Annotated in this window: 21 protein-coding genes; 19 read left to right on the top strand and 2 right to left on the bottom strand. The window is 68.5% G+C overall.

What is annotated here, in order from left to right; all coding sequences use genetic code 11:
* Positions 1 to 165 precede the first annotated feature (165 nt).
* From hisS to CRT60_RS26180, 9 genes are all read left to right on the top strand, one after another.
* The gene (hisS, locus tag CRT60_RS26220) at positions 166 to 1,515 is read left to right on the top strand and encodes a histidine--tRNA ligase (protein ID WP_098739461.1); all 1,350 of its coding nucleotides are present in this window, start codon (positions 166 to 168) and stop codon (positions 1,513 to 1,515) included.
* A gap of 95 nt (positions 1,516 to 1,610) precedes the next feature.
* Positions 1,611 to 4,655 (top strand): transglycosylase domain-containing protein, encoded by a 3,045-nt coding sequence (locus CRT60_RS26215; RefSeq protein ID WP_098739460.1) that lies wholly within the window; start codon positions 1,611 to 1,613, stop codon positions 4,653 to 4,655.
* A gap of 184 nt (positions 4,656 to 4,839) precedes the next feature.
* Complete coding sequence (locus tag CRT60_RS26210) at positions 4,840 to 6,867, top strand: S8 family peptidase (RefSeq protein ID WP_161958124.1); 2,028 nt, start codon at positions 4,840 to 4,842, stop codon at positions 6,865 to 6,867.
* A gap of 132 nt (positions 6,868 to 6,999) precedes the next feature.
* Entirely contained in the window at positions 7,000 to 7,260 is a 261-nt protein-coding gene (locus CRT60_RS26205; RefSeq protein ID WP_098739458.1) for a hypothetical protein, read from the top strand.
* Between the two features lie 225 nt (positions 7,261 to 7,485).
* Positions 7,486 to 8,082 carry a 50S ribosomal protein L25/general stress protein Ctc gene (locus CRT60_RS26200; protein ID WP_098739457.1) on the top strand — a complete coding sequence of 199 codons (597 nt, stop codon included), beginning with the start codon at positions 7,486 to 7,488 and terminating at the stop codon, positions 8,080 to 8,082.
* Positions 8,083 to 8,177: 95 nt separating this feature from the next.
* On the top strand, positions 8,178 to 8,750 hold the full coding sequence (gene pth, locus CRT60_RS26195) for an aminoacyl-tRNA hydrolase (protein ID WP_098739456.1): 573 nt from the start codon (positions 8,178 to 8,180) through the stop codon (positions 8,748 to 8,750).
* Positions 8,751 to 8,864: 114 nt separating this feature from the next.
* On the top strand, positions 8,865 to 9,965 hold the full coding sequence (gene ychF / locus CRT60_RS26190; RefSeq protein WP_098739455.1) for a redox-regulated ATPase YchF: 1,101 nt from the start codon (positions 8,865 to 8,867) through the stop codon (positions 9,963 to 9,965).
* Positions 9,966 to 10,114: 149 nt separating this feature from the next.
* Positions 10,115 to 11,785, top strand: a complete 1,671-nt coding sequence (locus CRT60_RS26185) for a Na/Pi cotransporter family protein (protein ID WP_098739454.1) — start codon at positions 10,115 to 10,117, stop codon at positions 11,783 to 11,785.
* 207 nt (positions 11,786 to 11,992) lie between these two features.
* Positions 11,993 to 12,880, top strand: a complete 888-nt coding sequence (locus CRT60_RS26180) for an EAL domain-containing protein (RefSeq protein WP_244592765.1) — start codon at positions 11,993 to 11,995, stop codon at positions 12,878 to 12,880.
* Here the strand turns inward: CRT60_RS26180 and CRT60_RS26175 are convergent.
* A complete protein-coding gene (locus CRT60_RS26175; RefSeq protein ID WP_098739452.1) occupies positions 12,834 to 13,301 on the bottom strand; it encodes an NUDIX hydrolase in 468 nt (155 codons plus the stop codon). The two genes, CRT60_RS26180 and CRT60_RS26175, sit on opposite strands and share 47 nt — an antisense overlap.
* Before the next feature lie 121 nt (positions 13,302 to 13,422).
* On the opposite strand from CRT60_RS26175, the gene CRT60_RS26170 reads away from it, so the two are divergent.
* The 7 genes from CRT60_RS26170 to CRT60_RS26140 all read left to right on the top strand — a co-directional run bounded on the left by CRT60_RS26170 (position 13,423) and on the right by CRT60_RS26140 (position 18,294).
* Positions 13,423 to 14,376 carry a LysR family transcriptional regulator gene (locus CRT60_RS26170; protein ID WP_098739451.1) on the top strand — a complete coding sequence of 318 codons (954 nt, stop codon included), beginning with the start codon at positions 13,423 to 13,425 and terminating at the stop codon, positions 14,374 to 14,376.
* Between the two features lie 122 nt (positions 14,377 to 14,498).
* Positions 14,499 to 15,749, top strand: a complete 1,251-nt coding sequence (locus CRT60_RS26165) for an MFS transporter (RefSeq protein ID WP_098739450.1) — start codon at positions 14,499 to 14,501, stop codon at positions 15,747 to 15,749.
* A gap of 11 nt (positions 15,750 to 15,760) precedes the next feature.
* Positions 15,761 to 16,165: a hypothetical protein gene (locus tag CRT60_RS26160; RefSeq protein WP_098739449.1), complete on the top strand. Its 405-nt coding sequence runs from the start codon at positions 15,761 to 15,763 to the stop codon at positions 16,163 to 16,165.
* A gap of 134 nt (positions 16,166 to 16,299) precedes the next feature.
* Positions 16,300 to 16,692, top strand: coding sequence for an NADH:ubiquinone oxidoreductase subunit NDUFA12 (locus tag CRT60_RS26155; RefSeq protein ID WP_098739448.1), 393 nt, complete (start codon positions 16,300 to 16,302; stop codon positions 16,690 to 16,692).
* Between the two features lie 104 nt (positions 16,693 to 16,796).
* Complete coding sequence (gene mlaD / locus CRT60_RS26150) at positions 16,797 to 17,318, top strand: outer membrane lipid asymmetry maintenance protein MlaD (RefSeq protein ID WP_098739447.1); 522 nt, start codon at positions 16,797 to 16,799, stop codon at positions 17,316 to 17,318.
* 135 nt (positions 17,319 to 17,453) lie between these two features.
* Positions 17,454 to 17,723 carry a hypothetical protein gene (locus tag CRT60_RS26145; RefSeq protein ID WP_098739446.1) on the top strand — a complete coding sequence of 90 codons (270 nt, stop codon included), beginning with the start codon at positions 17,454 to 17,456 and terminating at the stop codon, positions 17,721 to 17,723.
* Positions 17,724 to 17,874: 151 nt separating this feature from the next.
* Positions 17,875 to 18,294, top strand: a complete 420-nt coding sequence (locus CRT60_RS26140) for a DUF2155 domain-containing protein (RefSeq protein ID WP_244592764.1) — start codon at positions 17,875 to 17,877, stop codon at positions 18,292 to 18,294.
* Between the two features lie 59 nt (positions 18,295 to 18,353).
* Here the strand turns inward: CRT60_RS26140 and CRT60_RS26135 are convergent, their stop codons facing one another.
* On the bottom strand, positions 18,354 to 19,016 hold the full coding sequence (locus tag CRT60_RS26135; protein ID WP_098739445.1) for an alpha/beta hydrolase: 663 nt from the start codon (positions 19,014 to 19,016) through the stop codon (positions 18,354 to 18,356).
* A gap of 346 nt (positions 19,017 to 19,362) precedes the next feature.
* Here CRT60_RS26135 and epsC point away from each other — a divergent pair, with 346 nt between their 5' ends.
* From epsC to CRT60_RS26120, 3 genes are read left to right on the top strand one after another with little or no spacing between them, the layout of a single operon-like run.
* The gene (gene epsC, locus CRT60_RS26130; protein WP_098739444.1) at positions 19,363 to 20,148 is read left to right on the top strand and encodes a serine O-acetyltransferase EpsC; all 786 of its coding nucleotides are present in this window, start codon (positions 19,363 to 19,365) and stop codon (positions 20,146 to 20,148) included.
* Positions 20,145 to 20,630: an Rrf2 family transcriptional regulator gene (locus tag CRT60_RS26125; RefSeq protein WP_098739443.1), complete on the top strand. Its 486-nt coding sequence runs from the start codon at positions 20,145 to 20,147 to the stop codon at positions 20,628 to 20,630. Before epsC ends, CRT60_RS26125 begins: the two co-directional genes overlap by 4 nt.
* A gap of 45 nt (positions 20,631 to 20,675) precedes the next feature.
* Positions 20,676 to 21,827 (top strand): cysteine desulfurase family protein, encoded by a 1,152-nt coding sequence (locus tag CRT60_RS26120; RefSeq protein ID WP_098739442.1) that lies wholly within the window; start codon positions 20,676 to 20,678, stop codon positions 21,825 to 21,827.
* Positions 21,828 to 21,890 lie beyond the last annotated feature (63 nt).

Raw genomic sequence — 21,890 nt, 5'->3', positions numbered from 1 at the left:
GTGCTTAGATGAACGCGGCCCCGCTGCCGTTCATTCCACGCCCTTCCAAAAAATTTTCGAGGAGCCTGAAAATTTTTCCGCCGCCTTTTTTGGCCGCAGGTGACGGGGCCGGCGAAAGGGGCTAGAAAACCCACGCTTTTCCTATCCAAGCGCGGACCTTCTCCGATGAGCCTGATCACGCCCCGCACCCCGCCCGGAACGATGGAGCTGCTGCCGCGCCAGCAGGTGGCCTTCCAGCGCATGCTGGACACCATCCGCCGCGGCTATGAGCGGTTCGGCTTCGTCCCCGTCGAAACCCCGGTGTTCGAGACGGTCGACACGCTGCTGACCAAGTCGGGCGGCGAGACGGAGAAGCAGGTCTATTTCGTCCAGTCGACCGGCGCCATCCAGCAGGGCAACAAGCCGGAGCTGGCTCTGCGCTTCGACCTGACCGTGCCGCTCGCCCGCTATGTGGCGGAGCATGAGCGCGACCTCGCGTTCCCGTTCCGCCGCTACCAGATCCAGCGGGTCTACCGCGGCGAGCGGGCGCAGCGCGGGCGCTTCCGCGAATTCTACCAGTGCGACATCGACGTGATCGGCAAGGACAGCCTGTCCGCCCATTACGACGCCGAGATCCCGGCGGTGATCCACCATGTCTTCACCGAGCTGAACTTCGGCGGCTTCACCATCAACGTGAACAACCGCAAGATCCTGCTGGGCCTGCTCGACGGTCTGGGCGTCGCCGACGCCGACACCCGCGTGCTGGTGCTGCGCGAGATCGACAAGCTCGACAAGATCGGCCAGGATAAGGTGCGCGCCAGCCTGCTGGGCCTCGGCGTGACCGAGCATGCCGCCGACACCATCCTGTCGCTGATCGCCATGAAGGGCACCAACGCCGAGACGCTGGCGGCGCTGGGCGCGCTCGACATCGAGACCGATCTCTTCCGCGAAGGCGTGGGCGAGCTGACCACCGTCATCGAGGGGCTGAAGGCCTTCCAGGTGCCGGAGGGCACGGTGCGCATCAACCTCGCCATCGCGCGCGGCCTCGATTACTACACCGGCACCGTCTACGAGACCTTCCTGAACGACCATCCCGGCATCGGCTCGGTCTGCTCCGGCGGTCGCTACGAGAATCTCGCCAGCCACTACACCAAGTCGAAGCTGCCGGGCGTCGGCATCTCCATCGGCGCCACCCGCCTGTTCTACCAGCTGATGGAGGCCGGCATCATCAAGGACGCCACCCCCACCGCCCAGGTGCTGGTGACGCAGATGGACCCGGCCCTGTCCGCCGATTATTTCCGCATGGCCAGCGAGCTGCGCGCCGCCGGCATCAACACGGAAATCCAGCTGGACGGCGGCAAGATCGCCAAGCAGATGAAGTATGCCGACCGCGCCGGCATCCCCGTCGTCCTGCTGATGGGCTCCGACGAGCAGGCCCGCGGCACCGCGACCCTGAAGCATCTGGTCAAGGGCGAGCAGGTCGAGGTCCCGCTGACGGAGCTGGCCGCCCGCGCCAGGGCGCTGCTGGAGGGGTAAGAGGCACCCCCTTAAACCCCCGTTAACCATAATTCGCCTATCGTTCCGACCGACACCGGCCGTGTGGGTCGGGCGGCAGGGGGTGCGCATCCGATATGGCCAAGCGGTGGATGCAGGTTGGACGCTGGGCACGGCGGGCGGCGGTCGCGGCAGCGCTGGCGACCACCGTGGCCGCTGCCGGCTATGCCGGCTGGCAGGAGATGCAGACCTCGCGCCTCCAGGCCCGTCTGCTCTCCGGCGTCGCCCAGTCGATGACCGTCACCCTGCGGGAAGGTCCCAATCCGCAGGCGCGCCATCCCAAGCATGGGCCGTACAACGAACGGCTGGGATACACCGCCCTGCCCGGCCAGCTCGACGCGCTGACCCATGACGTCTACGCAATCGAGCAGCAGGCGGTGCTGTCGCCGGCGCTCGACCGCTTCATGGCCGGCGGCGGCTTTCCGATCTACCGTGAGAAGACGCAGGCCGGACTGACCCTGCTCGACCGCAACGGCGCGGTCATGTACTCGGCGCGCTATCCCGAGCGGGTGTTCGACGGCTTCGGCGATGTGCCGAAGCTGGTCGCCGACACGCTGCTGTTCATCGAGAATCGCGAACTTCTGGACGAGGACCAGCCGCGCCGCAACCCGGCGGTGGAATGGGACCGCTTCGGCGCCGCCGTCGCCATGCTGCCGCTCCAGATGATCCGGCCGGGCCAGCGCTCCCCCGGCGGCTCGACGCTCGCCACCCAGATCGAGAAATACCGCCATTCGCCCGACGGCCAGACCGTCGGCAGCGTGGAGAAGCTGCGCCAGATGACCTCGGCCAGCGTCCGCGCCTACAGCGACGGCGAGGACACCACCCAGGCCCGCCGCCGCATCCTGGTCGATTACCTGAACTCCACCCCGCTGACCGCGCGCTCGGGCTTCGGCGAGGTGAACGGGCTGGGCGACGGGCTGTGGGCCTGGTTCGGCACCGACCTCGCCATCGCCAAGCGTGTCCTCGGCGACCCCGCAGGCGACCCGCGCACCCTGAAGCTGAAGGCGCTGGCCTACAAGCAGGTGCTGGCCCTGCTGCTGGCCCAGCGCCGGCCCTCCCATTACCTGATCCAGGACCGCGTCGCCCTCGACCGGCTGGCCGACGCCCATCTGCGCGCCCTGGCCCAGGCCGGCGTGATCGACCCCGCCCTGCGCGATGCGGCACTCGCCACCCCGCTTGTCTTCCGCGAGGAGGCGCCGACCAGCCCCGCCACCTCCTATGTCGAGCAGAAGGCGACCAACGCCATCCGCGCCCGGCTGCTCGGCATGCTCGGCGTTTCCAACCTCTACGCGCTCGACCGCCTCGACCTGACCGCGCAATCCACCCTGGACGCCGAAACCCAGGCCCGCGTGGTGGAGGTGCTGGGCAGGCTGAACGAGCCCGACTATGCCCGCTCGCTCGGGCTGACCGGCGAACGTCTGCTCGACGCCCGCAACAACGACCTGTCCAAGCTGGTCTATTCGATCACCCTCTACGAGCGCGGGCCCGAGGCCAACTACCTGCGCGTCCAGGCCGACAACCTCGACCAGCCGCTGGACATCAACGACGGGGCGAAGCTGGACCTCGGCTCCACCGCCAAGCTGCGCACGCTGGCGACATATCTGCAGATCGTCGCCGAACTGCACAGCCGCTACGCCCATCTGCCGAAGGAGCTGCTGGGCGATGTCGAGGACGAGGCGTCGGACAACCTGACCCGCTGGGCGACCTCCTGGCTGGCCGCGGCGCCCGACCGCCGGCTGCCCGCCATGCTGGATGCGGCGATGGAGCGGCGCTATTCCGCCAGCCCTGGCGAGGTCTTCTTCACCGGCGGCGGCCAGCACAGCTTCGTCAACTTCAACAAGGACGACAACGGCCGCATCCTGACCGTGCAGGAGGCGCTGCGGAACAGCGTCAACCTGCCCTTCATCCGGCTGATGCGCGACGTCGTCCAGTTCTACATGGACGAGGGGGCGGACGACGGCGCCGACATCCTGCGCACCCCCGACCATCCGGCCCGTCAGGCCTATCTCGCCCGCTTCGCCGACCGCGAGGGCACGGACTTCCTCAACCGCTTCTACAACGACTACCGCAAGCGCACGCCGGACGAGGCGCTGGCCCGGCTGGCGACCCGCTCGCGCCCGGTGCCGCACCGGCTGGCGGTGATCTTCCGCAGCGTGCGGCCCAAGGCCGGGCTGGCGGAATTCTCCAGCTTCCTGCGCGGCCGGCTGCCGGGGAAGGCGCTGTCCGACACCGAGCTGTCGGCGCTCTATTCCAAATACGGGCCGGACCGCTTCCCGTTGAACGATCTGGGATATCTCGCCCGCGTCCATCCGCTGGAGCTGTGGCTGGTCGCCTGGCTCCAGCAGCATCCCGACGCCAAGCGGGCGGAGGTGCTGGCCGCCAGCGCCGACGAACGCCAGGAGAGCTATCGCTGGCTGTTCAAGAAGGGCATGGCCGCCCAGAACACCCGCATCCGCATCGGGCTGGAGGAGGAGGCGTTCCAGCGCATCACCGCCCAATGGCGCAGCGTCGGCTATCCGTTCGAAACGCTGGTGCCGTCGCTGGCGACCGCCATCGGCAGCTCGGCCGACCGTCCGGCGGCGCTGGCCGAGCTGATGGGGCTGATCCTGAACGACGGGGTGCGCCAGCCGACGGTGAAGATCCGTTCGCTGCATTTCGCCGCCGGCACGCCCTATGAGGCGAAGCTCGGGCTGGGGCCCTTGCAGGGCGAGCGCGTTCTGCGGCCGGAGGTCTGCGCCACCCTGCGCCGCGCCCTGATGGACGTGGCGCAGAACGGCACCGCCAAGCGCGTCTGGGGCTCCTTCAAGGATCCGGCGGGCGCGCCGATCCCGATGGGCGGCAAGACCGGCACCGGCGACCACCGGCTCGACCGCTGGGGGCCGGGCGGCGTGCTGATCGAATCGAAGGCGGTCAACCGCACCGCCACCTTCGTCTTCTACATCGGCGACCGCTTCTTCGGCACCATGACCGCCTTCGTCCATGGGCCGGAGGCCGACAATTACCGCTTCACCAGCGCCCTGCCCGCCCAGCTGCTGAAAAGCCTCGCCCCGGCGCTCCAGCCGCTGATCGACCAGGGCACCACAAGGACCGCCGACACGCGCCCGACCCCGACGGGGCTGTGAGGCCGGGACCGTCGCGAACGGTTGCAATCCGGAAAGTATCTTCCGTAAAAGTATAGGCAGTCCGCGAACAACAGTCTTTCGCATGCATCGCGGTGGGACCTGCGCTTTTCCGCAGAGGTCCTCCCCGTCCGGCTGGCCGGAATGCGGTCTGTGGTTCGGATCCCGCTTACGGAGGCCCCCGCCGATGGCGCCACGGTTACCGCTGCACGCCCACCATATGGGCCTGGCCCCGGTCGAGGCCGCCGATCTGTCCGCCGCGCGCAGCCTTCCCGGCAACCCCGGCGCTCCGATGGACCATCGGCTCCAGCTTCGCATCCTCAACCGCGATTCCCATGCCCGCCGCCATGCCCGTTCCGCGCAGGACCCCGCGCAGGACCAAGTGGCCGCAGCACCGGCAGCGGCCGAAGAGGTGCCGGTCATCGCCCGCGTCACCTCGCCGGACGGCTGGGCCGCCCTGCCGGGCGTCAAATCCGCCAGCACCATCGGCAAGGCGGCCGACGGGTCGTGGATCGTCACCGGCCGCCTGCATGCCGATCAGGTCGAGGCGGTTCACGCCCATGCCGTGGTGCTCAGCCTGAAGGCGGCGCAGCCGACCCATTCCGCGCTGAACGCCACCGTTTCCGAGATGGGGCTGGGCACCCTCGCAATGCCGGGGCTGCCCGATCCCACGGTGCCGGGCCTGCTGCCGCCCTGGGTCCAGCATGCGCACCGGGATGGCGAGGGCGTCATCGTCGGGGTGGTCGATTTCGGCTGCGACTACATGCACCGGAACTTCCGGCAGGCCGACGGGCGCACGCGTCTGCTGGCGGTGTGGAACCAGTCCGGCACGCCCAATTCGCCCTTCCCCTACGGCGCGCTCTATACGCCCGAGCAGATCGATGCGGCGCTCGCCAGCGACGATCCTTACGACGCCCTCGGCTACGCTCCGGCCAAGGACGATCCCGGCAAGCCGCAGGAGAACGGCACCCACGGCACCCATGTCATGGACATCGCCGCGGGCAACGGGCTGGGATCGAAGCAGCGGGGCGTGGCGCCGAAGGCGTCGCTGATCTTCGTCGATGCCAAGCTCCCCACGCCGGTCAACTCGCCCGACCAGCTGAACCACACGCTGGGCAGCACCGTCCAACTGCTGGAAGCGGTCAACTACATCTTCAACGCCGCCGGCAACCGGCCTTGCGTGGTCAATCTCAGCCTGGGCACCAATGGCGGTCCGCATGACGGCACCTCCCTGGTGGAACAGGGGCTGGACGCCATGGTCAACGCGGCCCCCTACCGGGCCGTGGTGATCGCCGCCGGCAATTCCCAACAGAGCGGAATCCACACCAGCGGCACCGTCCCGGCGAGCGGCGCGTGTTCCATCGGCCTGGGCATCCCCACGCTCGGCATCGCCGGCTACGAGACCACCTCTGCCGGCTGCGAGGTGGAGCTGTGGTATCCCGGCCGGCGGCGCCTGTCGGTGACGCTGGTCGCCCCCGACGGCACCGAGATCGGCCCGGTCGAGCCGAACGGATCGCTGCCCTACGGCCTTCCGGGCAAGCCGCCGGCCGTCTTCATCGTCAACCGGCTGGACGACCCCAACAACCACGACAACGTGATCGGCATCTGGGTCGCCATGGGGGCGCCGACGGGGGAATGGACCATCCGGCTCCGGGCGCTGGACGACGGCCCCGTCGACTATCATGCCTGGATCGAGCGGCTCGATGCCGGCCAGGCGCAGTTCCTCCAGCCCGTCGCCTCCCACATGCTGGGCTCGATCTCCACCGGCCATTCGACGATCATCGTCGGGTCGCACGATGCCCACTCCGACGGCACGCCGATCTCCTTCTTCTCCAGCGCCGGCCCGACCCGCGACGGGCGGCAGAAGCCGGACCTCTCCGCCCCCGGACACCGCGTCAAGGCGGCGTGGTCGCGGACGGTGACCGGCGTGGTCGAGAAGTATGGAACCAGCATGGCCGCCCCGGCGGTGACCGGCCTGATCGCGCTGATCTATGCCCGGTCGATCCGCAAGGGTCTGCCGATGGACAATGCGACGCTGCGCGAGCGCCTGATCCGCATGGTCCGCCGCGATCCGCCCGACGGAGCGGACTGGGATCCGCAGCACGGCCACGGCCGGGCGTCGGCCGCGTCCATCCTGGAGGAACTCGACCACGACTCCGCCCGCAACCCGGACTTCGACGAGTGGCAGGCAGCCCAGGGCCAAGGCCAGGGCTGAACTGGCAAGGTGAGCCGGCAAGCCGCACTCGCGGCGCTCTTGCCCTGACGGGGTGTGGGGCTCATCATCACCGGGACGCGGAGGGCGGTTCCGCTCCCGTCCCCCTCCGCTCTCTTCCTATGGATGGCCGGCATGCCGATTGACCTCGCCTCGCTCAGGAAGCTGGAAAGCCCCTCGCCGTCGATGCTGGCCCAGCCGCTGGACGATGCCGAGCGCGTCGCGGTGATCGTCCGTCTGCATGCGGGCACCGCTGCGCCCGACTGCCTCTCCTGCGGCAGGTCGATCGCTCCGGGCATCGTCACCGCCGAAATCGCCGCGGCCGACCTCGCCGGGCTGGAGGCCGATCCGGCCGTGCGCTCCATCGCCCTGTCGCGCCCGCTCCAGTCTTCTTGACGCCAGCCTTCTTGACGATAATTTCACCCGCTCCGCCCCGCCGTGGCAGACTGGCGGCGACGAATGGGCAGGGCGTGGAGATGGAACGTTGAACAGCCGGCGGCGCGATGTTTCAAATGTTCCATTCCGCGCGGAGCTTGACGTGCTCCGCCATTTGCCGTATGCACGCCGCGCACGCGTCGGCACCCCTGGAGGCCGGCGCCCTTTTCGTTTTGGAGCATCGTCATGACCAAGATCATTCCGCTCGGCGCTCAGACGCGCGAACGGGCCGGCAAGGGGACCGCCCGCCAGACCCGCCGTGACGGCCGTATTCCGGCCGTCATCTACGGTGGTAAGCAGGCTCCTGTCACCATTTCGCTCGAGAAGTTCGAGTTCACCCGCGTCCTGCATCAGCCGGGCTTCTTCACGCACCTGTTCGACGTCACCGTCGACGGCACTGCCCACCGCGTCCTGCCGCGCGACGTGCAGTTCCACCCGGTGACCGACGTCCCGCTGCATGTCGACTTCCTGCGCGTTTCGTCCGACACCCGCATCAACGTGCAGGTTCCGGTCGAATTCGCCGACCAGGACAAGTCGGCCGGCCTGAAGCGCGGCGGTGTGCTGAACATCGTCCGTCACGAGCTGGAGCTGAGCTGCCCGGCCGACAGCATCCCCGAGCACATCACCATCTCGTGCGAAGGCTTCGATGTCGGCGACTCGATCCACATCTCCGCGGTCAAGCTGCCGGAGGGTGTGACCTCGACGATCACCGACCGCGATTTCACCATCGCGACCATCGTTGCGCCGTCGGGCCTGAAGTCGGAAGAGGGCGCCGCTGCCTGATCGGGAGCGTCCGTTCTTCGAAGATGGTTACGGTGGGGGGCTTCGGCCCCCCACTTCGTTTGTGGAGCCTGGTTTCCGGATAAAGGGTGAGGGACATGTTGCTTCTGGTCGGATTGGGCAACCCCGGCAACGAGTATGCCCGCAACCGCCACAACATCGGCTTCATGGCGGTGGAGACCATCGCCCAGCGCCACCGTTTCACCCCGTGGAAGAAGCGGTTCCAGGGCCAGACCGCCGAGGGCACCGTCGCCGGCGACAAGGTGCTGGCGCTGGAGCCCGCCACCTTCATGAACCTGTCCGGCCAGTCGGTGGTGGCCGCCCTCCAGTTCTACAAGCTGAAGCCCGAGAACGTCGTCGTCATCCATGACGAGCTGGACCTGCCCCCTGGCAAGATCCGGGTGAAGAAGGGCGGCGGCCATGGCGGCCACAACGGCCTGCGCTCCATCGATGCGCATATCGGCAAGGACTACTGGCGCGTCCGGCTCGGCATCGGCCATCCCGGCAACAAGGATCTGGTCAGCGGCTATGTGCTGCACGACTTCGCCAAGGCCGACCAGAGTTGGATCGACCCGCTGCTGGACGCCGTCTCCGACAACCTCCCCCTGATCGTGGACGGCCAGCCGGAGCTGTTCATGAACAAGGTGACGGTGGCGACCCAAGGCAAATAAGCCCCTGCCGGGCCTTGCCGGTTCCGGCATTCCCCCACTTCGCGTTTGCTCTTTGCGCGCCCACGTAGGATAAAGCGCCTCAATTCCAGCATTTCCGACGGCGAGCACCCAACCATGGGCTTCAATTGCGGCATCGTCGGCCTGCCGAACGTCGGCAAGTCGACCCTTTTCAACGCCCTGACCGCCACCCAGGCAGCCGAGGCAGCGAATTTCCCCTTCTGCACCAAGGAGCCGAACGTCGGCCGCGTCAGCGTGCCCGACCCGCGGCAGGACAAGCTGGCGGAGATCGCCAAGTCGCAGAAGGTCGTCCCGACCCAGCTGGAGTTCGTGGACATCGCCGGCCTGATCCGCGGGGCGTCGAAGGGTGAAGGGCTGGGCAACCAGTTCCTCGCCAACATCCGCGAGGTGGACGCCATCGTCCATGTGCTGCGCTGCTTCGAGGACGACGACATCACCCATGTCGAGGGCAACGTCGATCCGCTGCGCGATGCCGAGGTGGTCGAGACCGAGCTGATGCTCGCCGACATGGAAAGCCTTGAGCGCCAGCTGACCAGCCTGCAGAAGAAGGCCAAGGGCGGCGACAAGGACAGCAAGATCAAGGCCGACCTGATGGAGCGCGCCCTGAAGGTGCTGCAGGACGGCAAGCCCGCCCGCGTGGTCGAGGTGTCGGACGACGAGCGGTCGGTGTTCAAGCAGTTCATGCTGCTGACCGACAAGCCGGTCCTCTATGTCTGCAACGTCGAAGAGGCGTCGGCCGCCACCGGCAACAGCTTCTCGGCCAAGGTCGCCGAGAAGGCCAAGGCCGAGAATGCCGAGGTCGTCGTGATCTCCGCCGCCATCGAGTCCGAGGTCGCCCAGCTGTCCGACCCGGCCGAGAAGGCCGAGTTCCTGGAATCGATGGGGCTGGAGGAAACCGGCCTCAACAAGCTGATCCGCGCCGGCTTCAAGCTGCTGGACCTGATCACCTTCTTCACAGTCGGCCCGAAGGAGACGCGGGCCTGGACCGTGCGCCGCAACGCCAAGGCGCCCGAGGCCGCCGGCGTCATCCACACCGACTTCGAGCGCGGCTTCATCCGCGCCGAGACCATCGACTACACCAGCTTCGTCACGCTGGGTGGCGAGCAGGGGGCGAAGGACGCCGGCAAGATGCGCCAGGAAGGCAAGGAATATGTCGTCCAGGACGGCGACATCTTCCACTTCCGCTTCAACGTCTGAGTCATGCCGACCGGGGGGAACGGGGGCTTCATGGCCCCCTTCCCCCTACGCTGTCACCCAACTGTCATATTGTCGTAACAATCCGCGCGCCCTACCCTTCAGTTAGGGGTGCCGCCTGACCGCATCCCCGATCCGACAGAGGGGGTGCGATGCAGGCGACACGGGTGCTGCTGGAACTCGCCGGAAACGTCGTGCTGCTCCTGTGGGGGCTGCACATGGTGCAGAGCGGGCTGACCCGCGCGCTGGGCGGCGACCTGCGCCGCATCCTGGGAGCCGGGCTGCGCAACCGCTGGACCGCCTTCCTGTCCGGCATGGGCATCACCATGCTGCTGCAAAGCAGCACCGCCACCGGCCTGATGGCGACCGGCTTCACCGCCACCGGACTGGTGTCGCTGATGCCGGCGCTGGCGGTGATGCTGGGAGCCAATGTCGGCTCCACCCTGATCGTCCAGATCCTCGCCTTCGACGTCGCCCATGTGGCGCCGGTCCTGCTGCTCGGCGGCTTCATCGCCTTCCGCCGCGGCGCGCGGACGCGCAGCCGCGATCTGGGACGGGTCGCCATCGGTCTGGGCCTGATGCTGCTGTCGCTGCACCTGCTGCTGGCGACCATCGCCCCGGCGGAGAACGCACCGATGCTGCGGCGGATGCTGGCGATGTTGACCGCCGATCCGGTGGTGGCGGTAGTGCTGGCGGCACTGCTGTCCTGGGCTGCCCATTCCAGCGTTGCCGCCATCCTGCTGATCGCCTCGCTGGCCGGCGGCGGGGTGATCGGGCCCGAGGCTGCAATCGCCATGGTCGCCGGCGCCAATCTGGGCAGCGCCGTCAACCCGGTGATCGAGGGGCCGGGCGGCGACGGCCGCAACCCGGCGGCCCGTCGGCTGCCGGTCGGCAACCTGATCAACCGCCTCGTCGGCTGCCTGATCGTCGTGCCGCTGCTGGGGCCGATCACTGCCGGCCTGCAAGCGGTGTCGCCGGACGCCACGCGGCTGGCTGCCAACTTCCACCTCGCCTTCAACCTGGCGATGGCCGGGTTGTTCATCGGCCCGCTGCCCTGGTTCGCGCGAGCACTGACCCGGATGTTCCCGGAGCGGGTGGCGGTCGCCGACCCGGCGATGCCGCTCTATCTCGACCGCAGCGCGCTGCGCATTCCCCACCTCGCCATCGCCAACGCCTCGCGCGAGGCGCTGCGCATGGCCGACACGGTGGACGGCATGCTGCGTGGCGCCTTGGACGTGCTCCAGACCGACGACCGCAAGCGGGTTCAGGAAATCCGCCGGATGGACGATGTGCTGGACCGGCTGCACGAGGCGATCAAAGGCTACCTCACCCAGATCAATGTCGAGGATCTGGACGAAAGCGACGCCAGCCGGATGTCGGACGTGCTGACCTTCACCATCAACCTCGAACATGTCGGCGACATCGTCGATTGCAATCTGATGGAGACTGCCTCGAAGAAAATCCGGCGCAAGCTGCGCTTCTCCACCGAGGGGGCCGGCGAGATCGCCGGCATGCTGGAACGGCTGAGCGAAACCCAGCGGCTGGCCGCCGCCGTCTTCGTGTCGCGCGACGTCCGCTCCGCCCGCGCTCTGATCCATGAAAAGGAGGTGATCCGCGATCTGGAGACCAGCGCCACCGAAGCACATTTCGCCCGGCTGCGCGCCGGCCGCAAGGAAAGCGTGGAGACCAGCGCCCTCCACCTCGACATCCTGCGCGACCTGCGCCGGATCAACGCCCATCTGGTTGCCGCCGCCTATCCAGTCCTCGATCAATCGGGTGAGCTGCTGCCCAGTCGTCTCAAACGGGGAGCAGCTCGGGCGTAAGTGTTCACGTCCCATCGGGCAGCTGCGCCGCTTCGGCTTCGACCTTTTCTTGTCACCGGCGCAGCAACGTTAACACTTTCGTAACCATATAAAATTCGTCAAGCTCTTTCGCGACATGGTTAACAAACCCCTCCTGTGGTTGTTATGGCAGCGAACCCCAAGGGGGTTTTGAAGAGCCAAGGAATGGTTGTCGAGAGGGAGCGGACGGTGGCGAACACGCACGCGACGTCGAACGGACCCGCGAACGGACCCGGCACACAGGGGATATCCGACGCCGGATTCGCCGCGCGGGTGCGCGACGCCATCGACCGGCAGGAGCTGTCCCTGGTCTTCCAGCCCCAGGCCGATGTCGTGACCAACCGCCTGACCGGGTTCGAGGCGCTGTCGCGTTGGCGCCTGTCCGACGGCACCATGCTGCCCCCCGATGTCTTCGTGCCGATGGCCGAGCAGGGGGAGGCGATCCACCTGCTGGGCGATTGGACCCTGCGGACGGCCTGTGTCGCGGCGACCGGCTGGCTGCGCGCCGGCTATCCCGACATTCCGGTGTCGGTCAACCTGTCGGCGCGGCAGCTCGACGATCCGGGGCTGGTGCTGAAGGTGCTGGGCATTCTGGCGGAGACCGGCCTGCCCGCTGCCAACCTGAAGCTGGAGCTGACCGAAACCAGCATGTTCAGCCAGACTGCCGAGGCGCGTGAGGCGCTGCTGCGGTTGCGGGGAGCCGGGATCAGGCTGGTGCTGGACGATTTCGGCACCGGCTGGTCCTCGCTGGCGACGCTGCGGCGGGTGCCGGTGGAGGCGTTGAAGATCGACAAGCAGTTCGTCCAGGCGATGGTGGAGGACCGTGACGCCGCCGCCATCGTCCAGGCGGTGGTGGCGCTGGCCCACGCGCTGGAGCTGGGCGTGGTGGCGGAGGGGGTGGAGACGCCGGAACAGCGGCTCTACCTGCAAGCCTACCGCTGCGATGTCTTGCAGGGCTATTGGCTGTCGCGCCCGCTGACCGCCGACGGGGTGGACGATTTCCTTGCCGAGCGCAGCGCGATCCTGCCGCCTATCGGGTTGGGCGGCTCTGCCGCTGGGCCGCAGACATCAGGATGACCCGGCGGGTCTCGTCCCACTCCGTCAGTTCGCCGGCCTCATCGGCGGTCGCCCAGCAGGCCTCCAGCGCATCGTCGGCGCAGAGCGGCTCGCCCTCCGCACTCTCCGCCGCCACCTCGACCAGCGTATAGTGGTAGTGGACGCGCCCCTCGGCGTCGGGGGTGATGGCATCCACCACGGTGACGATCCCGGTCGGCACCACCTCCAGCCCGGTCTCCTCCCGCACCTCGCGCACTGCGGTCTCGAACACCGTCTCGCCGACCGACTGGGCTCCGCCCGGCAGGCTCCACTGCCCCATCCGCGGCGCCTTGCCCCGCCGGATCAGCAACACCTTGTCGCCGCGCCAGACGACGGCCCCGACGCCAACCCAGGGGCGGTCGGGATATTCGCGGCTGGACCGGTCGGGCGGAGTGGCGGACATGAGCGGCTCCCTATCGATGTCTTGACCCAAAGGTAGCGCGGTCCGACACTGGTACACCAGACGCGAAGATGCAGTGCCGCGTCCTGCCGGTGTACACCCCACCCGACCTTATGGCCGCCCCATGAAGCTCAACGAGATTCGCACCTTCATCGCCGTTGCCGATGCGCAGTCGGTGCAGGAGGCCGGCAACCGGCTGGGGCTGACGCAGTCTGCCGTGTCGCGGCTGATCCAGCGGCTGGAGGCGGAGCTTGGCGTCGTGCTGTTCGACCGGCAGACCAAACCGCTGGCCTTGACCCGCGACGGCGAACTGGCGCTGGCCCATGCAAGGCGCATCCTGGCGGCGGCCAGCGACTTCGCCGACGCGTTCGCCGGGTCGGCCGAACCGCGCGGGCTGCTGCGGCTCGGGATGGCCCATGTGCTGACCGCTCTGGCCACCGGACGCCCGCTGGACGAGCTGCGCGCCGGATTTCCCGGCCTGACCCTGCGGCTGCATTCGGATTGGAGCAACCCGCTGATCGAGCAGGTCCGCGCCGGCACGCTGGACGGCGCGGTGATCCTGCTGTGCGAGGGGCAGATGCCGCCCGACGACCTGCCGGTCCGCCGGATCGGCACCGAACCGGTCAACATCATCGCCTCTCCCAATGACGCATCCAGCGATCTCGCCGCCATGAACCGGCGCGGCTGGGTGCTGCAGCCGAACGGCTGCCGCTACCGCGAGGCGTTGCAGCAGGCGTTGGCGCCGCTCGGCTTGCAGCCGAACGTGACGGTGGAGGCCTACGACCAGAGCCTGCTGGTCTCGCTGGTGACCCGCGGCGTCGGCTTCGGCCTGGCGCCGATGGGGCTGATCGCGCCGATCCCCGATGCGACGGCGGTGCGCCCGCTCGACCTTCCCAACTTCCGGATGTCGGTGACGATCTGGCTGATCCAGTCGCGGACGGCCGGACGCATCGCCTCGGTCTTCGACCGGCTGGAGGAGGCGCTTCGGCGTGAACTGGCGGCCGGACGCCTGCCCGAGTGCACAGCAGCCAAGCATGCGATGGACGAACATCCCTTCCTGCATTCCGCTGCGGAATGACCTGATTGCCGATTATGAATTTGCCGAACTGTTGAGGCCCGCCTATCGTCGCAGGCAGAGCAGTTCCATAACACCGGCGCGCAGCGGCACCCCGCAGCGGCGCCCGGATCCGGGAGGATGCCTTGACCACCGTTACCCCTGCACCGGCGCCCTCCTGGAGGACGCCCGCACTCGTCGTCGTCTGCGGCTGCCTGATCTCGATGCTGGCCTTCGGACCGCGGTCCAGCATGGGCCTGTTCATCGGCCCGCTTTCGGAAACCCGCGGCTGGGGCCGCGACGTCTTCGCACTGGCGATGGCGATCCAGAACATCCTGTGGGGCGCCGGCGGCCCCTTCGCCGGGGCGCTGACCGACCGCTACGGTCCGGCCCCCGTGCTGGCCGGTGGCGGGATCCTCTATGCCGCCGGGCTGGCGCTGATGCCCTATGCCACCACCAGCGTCGAGCTGTACCTGACCGCCGGCGTGCTGATCGGGCTCGGCCTGTCCGGCGCCTCCTTCGGCATCATCATCGCCGGTTTCACCCGGCTGCTGCCGCCGGAACAGCGCAGTTGGTCGGTCGGCATCGCAACCGCCGCCGGGTCGATGGGCCAGTTCCTGTTCGCGCCGATGGGTCAGGCCTTCATCGCCGGCTTCGGCTGGCAGACCGCGCTGTTGCTGCTGGCCGCCTCGATGATCGCGGTGCCGCTGCTGGCGGGTGTCTTCCCCGGCCCGAAGGGCATGACGGCGAGCGGCACCCCGGCGGTGACCGGCGCCAACATCGGCTACGTCGCCGCGGTGCGGCAGGCCTTCCAGCACCGCAGCTATGTGCTGCTGGTCGCCGGCTTCTTCGTCTGCGGCTTCCAGCTGGCCTTCATCACCACCCACCTGCCGCCCTACCTGACCGCCGCCGGCATCAGCCCGACGCTGGCCGCCTGGGCGCTGGCGCTGATCGGCCTGTTCAACGTTATCGGCTCTTACGCCTCCGGCATCCTGGCGGGCAAGGTCAGCAAACGCTACCTGCTGTGCGCCAACTATTTCTCGCGCGGCATCGCGACGGCCATCTTCATCCTGCTGCCGATCTCGTCGGTGACGGTGATCGCCTATGCCGCAGTGATGGGCCTGCTGTGGCTGTCCACCGTACCGCCGACCTCCGGCCTCGTCGCGCTGATGTTCGGCACCCGCTACATGGGCACGCTCTACGGCTTCGCCTTCTTCAGCCATCAGGTCGGCGGCTTCCTGGGCGTCTGGCTCGGCGGCGTGCTGTATGAGCGGACGGGGTCCTACGACGTCGTCTGGTGGCTGGGCGTGGCGCTGGCGATGTTCGCGACCATCGTCCACTGGCCGATCGCCGAGAAGCCCGCCCCGTCGCTGGCGGCGGCCGAGGCAAAGGCGTAAGATATACACCCATGAGCGACAGCCCCGCCCCCTCCGCCGCATTTCCCATCGGCCACGGCCTTGCCGCGGCGCTGCTGGGCGGCATCCTGCTGGTCTGGGCCGGGCTGATGGGGCTGTCGCTGCAACGCGCAGCACTGCCCGACACGACCGACGGCCTGATGCTGGCGGTCTTCTCCCCCGGCACCAGCGATGCCGAGGCGATGGCGGCGATGGTGCGGGCCGGGGGGGAGCCGGTGCGGTCCACCTGGCTCGGATTCGCCTGGGTCGCCCGTGGGGTGGATCCCGGATTCGTCGGCCGGCTGAAGGCGGAGGGTGCGCTGGCAGCCTTCGGCGAGCTTCCGGTCGGTCCAACGTTGGGCGGCTGCACAGCCACCCCGGTCGATACGGCCAAGATCGCCGCGACCCGCCTGCAATAGCTCCCCTCTTTCCACCCTGTGGGCAGCTTGGGCCTCACCAACGGTGGACGCGCGGGCCTTGCGGTGTCATAGTGCGGCCCGCATTCGACCAGCCCCGTTTCCGCGGGGCCAGACTCCGGAATTCGTGAGCGACGATGAGCGAGCCGATCTCCCTGTTCACCAAACTGGCGAACATTCACATCCGTTACGTCACGTGGCGTCGGGGCGCCAAGGTCGGCAGCGACCGCTTCGGCAACGTCTATTACCGCAACAAGGACACCAAGCCCGGCACGCGCGAGCGCCGCTGGGTCCTGTATGCCGGTGAGCCCGACGCCTCCAAGATCCCGCCGGAATGGCACGGGTGGCTGCACCACACCACCAAGGAGCCGCTGCCCGAGGGGTCGAGCGCCTATCACAAGCCGTGGCAGAAGGAACATCTGCCCAACATGTCGGGCTCGGTCCAGGCCTACCGTCCGCCCGGCCATGTGCTGGCCGGCGGGCAGCGCGTGCCGGCCACCGGCGATTACGAGCCCTGGACTCCGAGCTGATCCAAACCGGAACCGGCCATCGGGCCGGAACGGAAAGCGGAGCGGAAAGCCCGGCCCCCATGCGGGCCGGGTTTCGATTCGGGAATTCGCAGCAGGATAGCTCTATGCGCCGGAATGTGATTGAGACCGTGCTTGGCGGCGTCGTGCTCGCCGTGGCAGCCGTGTTCCTTGCCTTCGCCTACAAAAGTGCGGACCTGCGCAAGGTGCAGGGCTATGACGTCACCGCCAACTTCAACAGCATCACCGGCCTGCAAAGCGGCGCCGACGTGCGGATCAGCGGCGTGAAGGTCGGCACGGTCACCGGGCTGACGCTCGACCCCACCACCTATCAGGCGGTGGTCCACCTGTCGGTCGGCAATTCGGTGAAGCTGCCGAAGGACACCGCGGCGGTCATCGCCTCGGAAAGCCTGCTGGGCGGCAAGTTCCTGTCGCTGGAGCCGGGCGGCGATCCCGACGCCATCAAGCCGAACGGCAAGATCGAGTTCACCCAGAGCACGCCGGGCCTGGAACAGCTGCTGGGTCAGGTCATCTTCTCGCTGCAGAGCATGAGTAAGTCGGGCGACCAGGCCAACGGCCAGCAGGGCCAGCCCCCCGGACAGGCCCCGGCCCAGCCGCCGAAGCTGTGATGTCCAACGAGCTGTGATTTCCAACCAGCTGTGATTTCCAACCCTGGGCGTGGCCGGAACCGACGGCCGCGCCCAAGCGTTCCTTCTCCAGTCCGGATGGACCTTGCCGCCGGATCACGAAGCAGGAGGAACGCGATGCGTCTGTTCCATTTGGCCGCCCTCGGCCTGGCTCTGGCGACCGCCGCCTGCGGCGCCGACATGGAAGAGAAGTCGGCCACCGGCGGACTTGGCGGTGCTGCGGCCGGTGCCGTGGTTGGCGGGCCGGTGGGCGCCGTGGTCGGAGCGGCGGCTGGTGCCGGCGCCGGTGCGGCGACCCAGAAGATCGAAGACCGCAACGCCACGCCGCAGAGCGGGTCCGGCGCCACCTACAGCGCGCCGGCGTCGCGCAGCACCGTGACGCGCTGACCCGCAAATTCCGCACGACGCACCCCGGCGTCCCCGCCACTAGACGCTGACCCCGCTTCCGGGATAGAAGGCGGAGCGCCCCGGCAGAGTTCCCGCAGACAGGCTGAGTCTTGCCATGGGGTGCCGTCCGCAACTACGGAAGCGATGCGACGTGACGAGACTTTCCAATTTTCTCTGGCCCAACCTTCTCCGGCCGGCCGCCGGCCTGCTGGGTGCCGCGGCGCTGCTGGCGTCCGTGGCCGTCCAGGCCGCTCCGGTGCCGAGCCAGATGATCGAACGGCCGGCGGCCAAGCTGCAATGGCTGGACAAGGTGACCGCCCGCACCTCCACCTTCACCATGAAGGTCGGGGAGACCAAGGCTATGAGCAGCCTGCGCATCACACTGCGCGCCTGCCGCGAGAACCCGCCGATCGAGACGCCGGAATCCGCCGCCTTCCTGGAAGTGACGGAGATCAAGCCCGGCGAGCAGGCGGAACAGGTCTTCAGTGGTTGGATGTTCGCCTCCAGCCCCGCCCTGTCGGCGATGGAGAACCCGATCTACGACGTGTGGGTCCTGGGCTGCGAACAATGAGGGGATGGGGAGGTCCGGGGCGATTGCCCCCTCCCCCGCTTTCCCTTGCTTGATCCTGCTTACTCGGCCACCGCCGCGATGGGATTGCCCAGCGCCTTGTCCAGATAATCGTCCACCTGGATCGCCAGATCGTCGGTGCGGTTGACGAAGAAGTGGCTGGCGCCTGGAACGACGCGGTGGTCGATCCGGATGTCCTTCTGATGCGACAGCTTGGTCACCAGCTTGGTCACAGCGGCCTGGGGCACCACCTCGTCCTTGTCGCCATTGATGATCAGGCCCGAGGACGGGCACGGCGCCAGGAACGAGAAGTCGAACAGGTTGGCAGGCGGCGAAACCGACACGAAGCCGTCGATCTCAGGACGGCGCATCAGCAGCTGCATACCAATCCAGGCGCCGAACGACACGCCGCCGATCCAGCAGACCGGAGCGTTGGGGTTGTAGGTCTGCAACCAATCCAGCGCCGCCGCCGCGTCGGCCAGCTCGCCCTCCCCCTTGTCGTAGGTGCCCTGGCTGCGCCCGACGCCGCGGAAGTTGAAGCGGAGCGCCGAATAGCCGCGCTTGGTAAACGACTGGAACAGGGTGAAGACCACCTTGTTGTTCATCGTCCCATTGTGCTGCGGGTGCGGGTGCAACAGCAGCGCGACCGGGGCGTTCGGCTGCTTGCCGTGGGTGTAACGGCCTTCCAGGCGACCGGCGGGACCGTTGAAGAGCACTTCAGGCATGGGAACGACGTTCCTGACGCGGACAAAGGGTTGTTGGAACCGCCGCGACGACCGGCCGGACTTTCATCCGGCAAACCGCCCCGGCGCACGGGCCGTCCGGCCCGTCACGGATTTTCCCGTCTTGGAGTGGGGTTTTCCGCACACAATTCTTGACCGTTTTGCTTGGTCATCATATATGCGTCTTAACGTCCTCCGGGACAACCCGCCTGACCCGCCCGATCGGCTCCAGCGCTAGCCGGACCCATCGATAAGTCCGGGTCCCTACCGGTCGGAGCCGTCGAGGTTCCGGACCGGAAGGTCCTGAACCGCAAGGGTCCGACAGGCCGAAACCGGGCACGGGCGGCCGATGAGAGCGGCGGACTATACCACGGCGGGTGATGGCGTGTTCAAGCATCTTCGCGAAGAGATCGATGGGATCATGGCGCGCGATCCCGCCGCGCGGTCCCGGCTCGAGGTCGCGCTCTGCTACCCCGGCTTGCACGCGATCATTCTCCACCGCATCGCCCGGCGCGCCCGCGACGCCGGATTGCACACCACCGCCCGCCTGGTCTCGCAGATCGCCCGGTCGCTGACCGGCATCGAAATCCATCCCGGCGCCACCATCGGCCGCCGCTTCTTCATCGACCACGGCATGGGTGTCGTGATCGGCGAGACGGCGGAGATCGGCGACGACGTCATGCTCTATCATGGGGTGACGCTGGGCGGCACCTCACTCAATCCCGGCAAGCGCCATCCGACGCTGGGCGACGGCGTCATCGTCGGCGCCGGCGCCAAGATCCTGGGCGCCATCACCATCGGCCGTGGGGCGCGCATCGGCGCCAATGCGGTGGTGGTGGCCGACGTCCCGGCCGACACCGCGGTGGTCGGCATCCCGGCCAAGCCGGTGGTGGCGCGCGACCGCGCCGAAACCCGCAAATTCATGCCCTACGGCACACCCTGCGGCGACATCCCCGACCCGGTGGCCCGCGCGCTGACCGGCCTGCTCGACCAGATGACGGCGCTGCAGGCCCGTGTCGGCGAGTTGGAGGCGGATCGTCCGCCCGCTGCCCTCCCCCGTTCAACACCCACACCGCCAGAGACGGTGGCGTCCCGCGCAAATGGGATGCACGAAGCGCAAGGAGAATCGCGATGAGACTCAGCACCAAGGGACGCTATGCCGTGATGGCGATGGTCGATCTGGCCGCCACCAGCCAGGGCAGCCCGGTCGCGCTGGCCGACATCGCGGAGCGGCAGGAGATTTCCCTGTCCTATCTGGAGCAGCTGTTCGCCAAGCTGCGTAAGGGTGGTCTGGTCAAGAGCGTGCGCGGCCCCGGCGGCGGCTATCTGCTTGCCCATCCGGCCGATGCGACCCGGGTGTCCGACATCATCCTGGCGGTGGACGAGCCGATCCGCACCACCCGCTGCGCCAACGGCACGCCGCAGGGCTGCCGCACCAACCGCTCGCGCTGCCTGACCCACGATTTGTGGGAAGAGCTGGGCAACCAGATCCATATGTATCTCAGCTCGGTCACCGTCGCCGATGTGGTGGAACGGCGGATCATCGGCACCAGCGGCCTGAACCTGCTGCGCCCGACCCCGGCCGCCGACAGCGCCGCCGTCGCCGCTGCCGAGTGATCCGGCAGAGCGAGATTGGCCTTCCACCTTGAGCGTGCCTGAAAAGTGACTTCACCGCCCGTTGCCCCGTCTGTTGCCCCGTTCCGGCGGACCGGCGTCTATCTCGATCACAACGCCACCGCTCCGCTGAAGCCGGAGGTCAGGGCGGCGATGGGTCAGGCGATGGATCTGGTCGGCAACCCGTCCTCCGTCCACGCCTTCGGCCGCAGCGCCCGCCGGGCGGTGGAGGAGGCGCGTGCCGCCGTGGCGGCGCTGGTGGGCGTAAAGCCGGCCCAGGTGCTGTTCACCGGCAGCGGGACGGAGGCGAACAACTTTGCGCTCCGCGGCTTCCCCGGCCGCCGCACGCTGACCTCCGCCATCGAACATGAGTCGGTGCTGGCCGCCCAGCCCGGGGCGGGGCGCTTTGGCGTGGACCGCGATGGCGTCGCCGACCTGGACGAGCTGGAGCGCCGGCTGGCCGCGGCGGCCCATCAGGCGCTCGTTTCCCTGATGCTGGTCAACAACGAGACCGGTGTGATCCAGCCGGTGGCCGACGCCGCCCGGATCGCCCACGCCCATGGCGCGCTGATCCACTGCGACGCGGTGCAGGCGGCCGGACGGATGCCGCTGTCCCTGCGCGATCTCGGCGTCGACCTGATGACGCTATCGGCCCACAAGCTGGGCGGACCGACCGGCGTCGGCGCCCTGATCCTGGCGGAGGGGCTCGAACCCGACGCGCTGATCCGCGGCGGCGGGCAGGAACGGCGCAAGCGGGCCGGCACCGAGAACCTGCTGGGCATCGTCGGCTTCGGCGCCGCAGCCCGGCTGGCGCTGGACGGGCTGGCGGAGGCCACCGACCTCGCATCCCTGCGCGACCGGCTGGAGCGGGAGGCGCTGGCTGCCATCCCGCGCGCCCGGGCGATGGGGGCCGGTGCGGCGCGGGTCGCCAACACCAGCTGCCTGATGCTGGCCGGCCTGCCCGGCGAAACCCAGGTGATGACGCTGGACCTCGCCGGCGTGGCGGTCAGCGCCGGATCGGCCTGCTCCAGCGGCAAGGTGAAGCCATCCCATGTGTTGGCGGCGATGGGCGAGGACGACCGGTCCGCCGCCAGCGCCATCCGGGTCAGCCTGGGCTGGACCAGCGACGACGAAACGGTTGACCGCTTCCTGACGGCCTGGACCGCGATGGCGCGACGAAGCGCGCCCGCGGATGGCTGATCCCGCCTGTTACCCGCCATGGCTGCGCGACGATCTGTCCTCGGCCCGGAAAGCCCGCATTCG

It is taken from the genome of Azospirillum palustre (genome assembly GCF_002573965.1).
Classification (GTDB): Bacteria; Pseudomonadota; Alphaproteobacteria; order Azospirillales; family Azospirillaceae; genus Azospirillum; species Azospirillum palustre.
This window is presented reverse-complemented; position numbering and strand designations above follow the sequence as displayed.

Bases quoted from the DNA above. Each gene is read 5' to 3' on its own strand.
- ychF (WP_098739455.1), top strand. From the start codon at position 8,865: ATGGGCTTCAATTGCGGCATCGTCGGCCTGCCGAACGTCGGCAAGTCG.
- CRT60_RS26155 (WP_098739448.1), top strand. From the start codon at position 16,300: ATGAGCGAGCCGATCTCCCTGTTCACCAAACTGGCGAACATTCACATC.
- CRT60_RS26170 (WP_098739451.1), top strand. From the start codon at position 13,423: ATGAAGCTCAACGAGATTCGCACCTTCATCGCCGTTGCCGATGCGCAG.
- CRT60_RS26125 (WP_098739443.1), top strand. From the start codon at position 20,145: ATGAGACTCAGCACCAAGGGACGCTATGCCGTGATGGCGATGGTCGAT.
- CRT60_RS26160 (WP_098739449.1), top strand. From the start codon at position 15,761: ATGAGCGACAGCCCCGCCCCCTCCGCCGCATTTCCCATCGGCCACGGC.
- hisS (WP_098739461.1), top strand. From the start codon at position 166: ATGAGCCTGATCACGCCCCGCACCCCGCCCGGAACGATGGAGCTGCTG.
- CRT60_RS26210 (WP_161958124.1), top strand. From the start codon at position 4,840: ATGGCGCCACGGTTACCGCTGCACGCCCACCATATGGGCCTGGCCCCG.
- CRT60_RS26215 (WP_098739460.1), top strand. From the start codon at position 1,611: ATGGCCAAGCGGTGGATGCAGGTTGGACGCTGGGCACGGCGGGCGGCG.
- CRT60_RS26200 (WP_098739457.1), top strand. From the start codon at position 7,486: ATGACCAAGATCATTCCGCTCGGCGCTCAGACGCGCGAACGGGCCGGC.
- epsC (WP_098739444.1), top strand. From the start codon at position 19,363: ATGAGAGCGGCGGACTATACCACGGCGGGTGATGGCGTGTTCAAGCAT.
- CRT60_RS26135 (WP_098739445.1), bottom strand. From the start codon at position 19,016: ATGCCTGAAGTGCTCTTCAACGGTCCCGCCGGTCGCCTGGAAGGCCGT.
- mlaD (WP_098739447.1), top strand. From the start codon at position 16,797: ATGCGCCGGAATGTGATTGAGACCGTGCTTGGCGGCGTCGTGCTCGCC.
- CRT60_RS26175 (WP_098739452.1), bottom strand. From the start codon at position 13,301: ATGTCCGCCACTCCGCCCGACCGGTCCAGCCGCGAATATCCCGACCGC.
- CRT60_RS26185 (WP_098739454.1), top strand. From the start codon at position 10,115: ATGCAGGCGACACGGGTGCTGCTGGAACTCGCCGGAAACGTCGTGCTG.
- CRT60_RS26145 (WP_098739446.1), top strand. From the start codon at position 17,454: ATGCGTCTGTTCCATTTGGCCGCCCTCGGCCTGGCTCTGGCGACCGCC.
- CRT60_RS26205 (WP_098739458.1), top strand. From the start codon at position 7,000: ATGCCGATTGACCTCGCCTCGCTCAGGAAGCTGGAAAGCCCCTCGCCG.
- pth (WP_098739456.1), top strand. From the start codon at position 8,178: ATGTTGCTTCTGGTCGGATTGGGCAACCCCGGCAACGAGTATGCCCGC.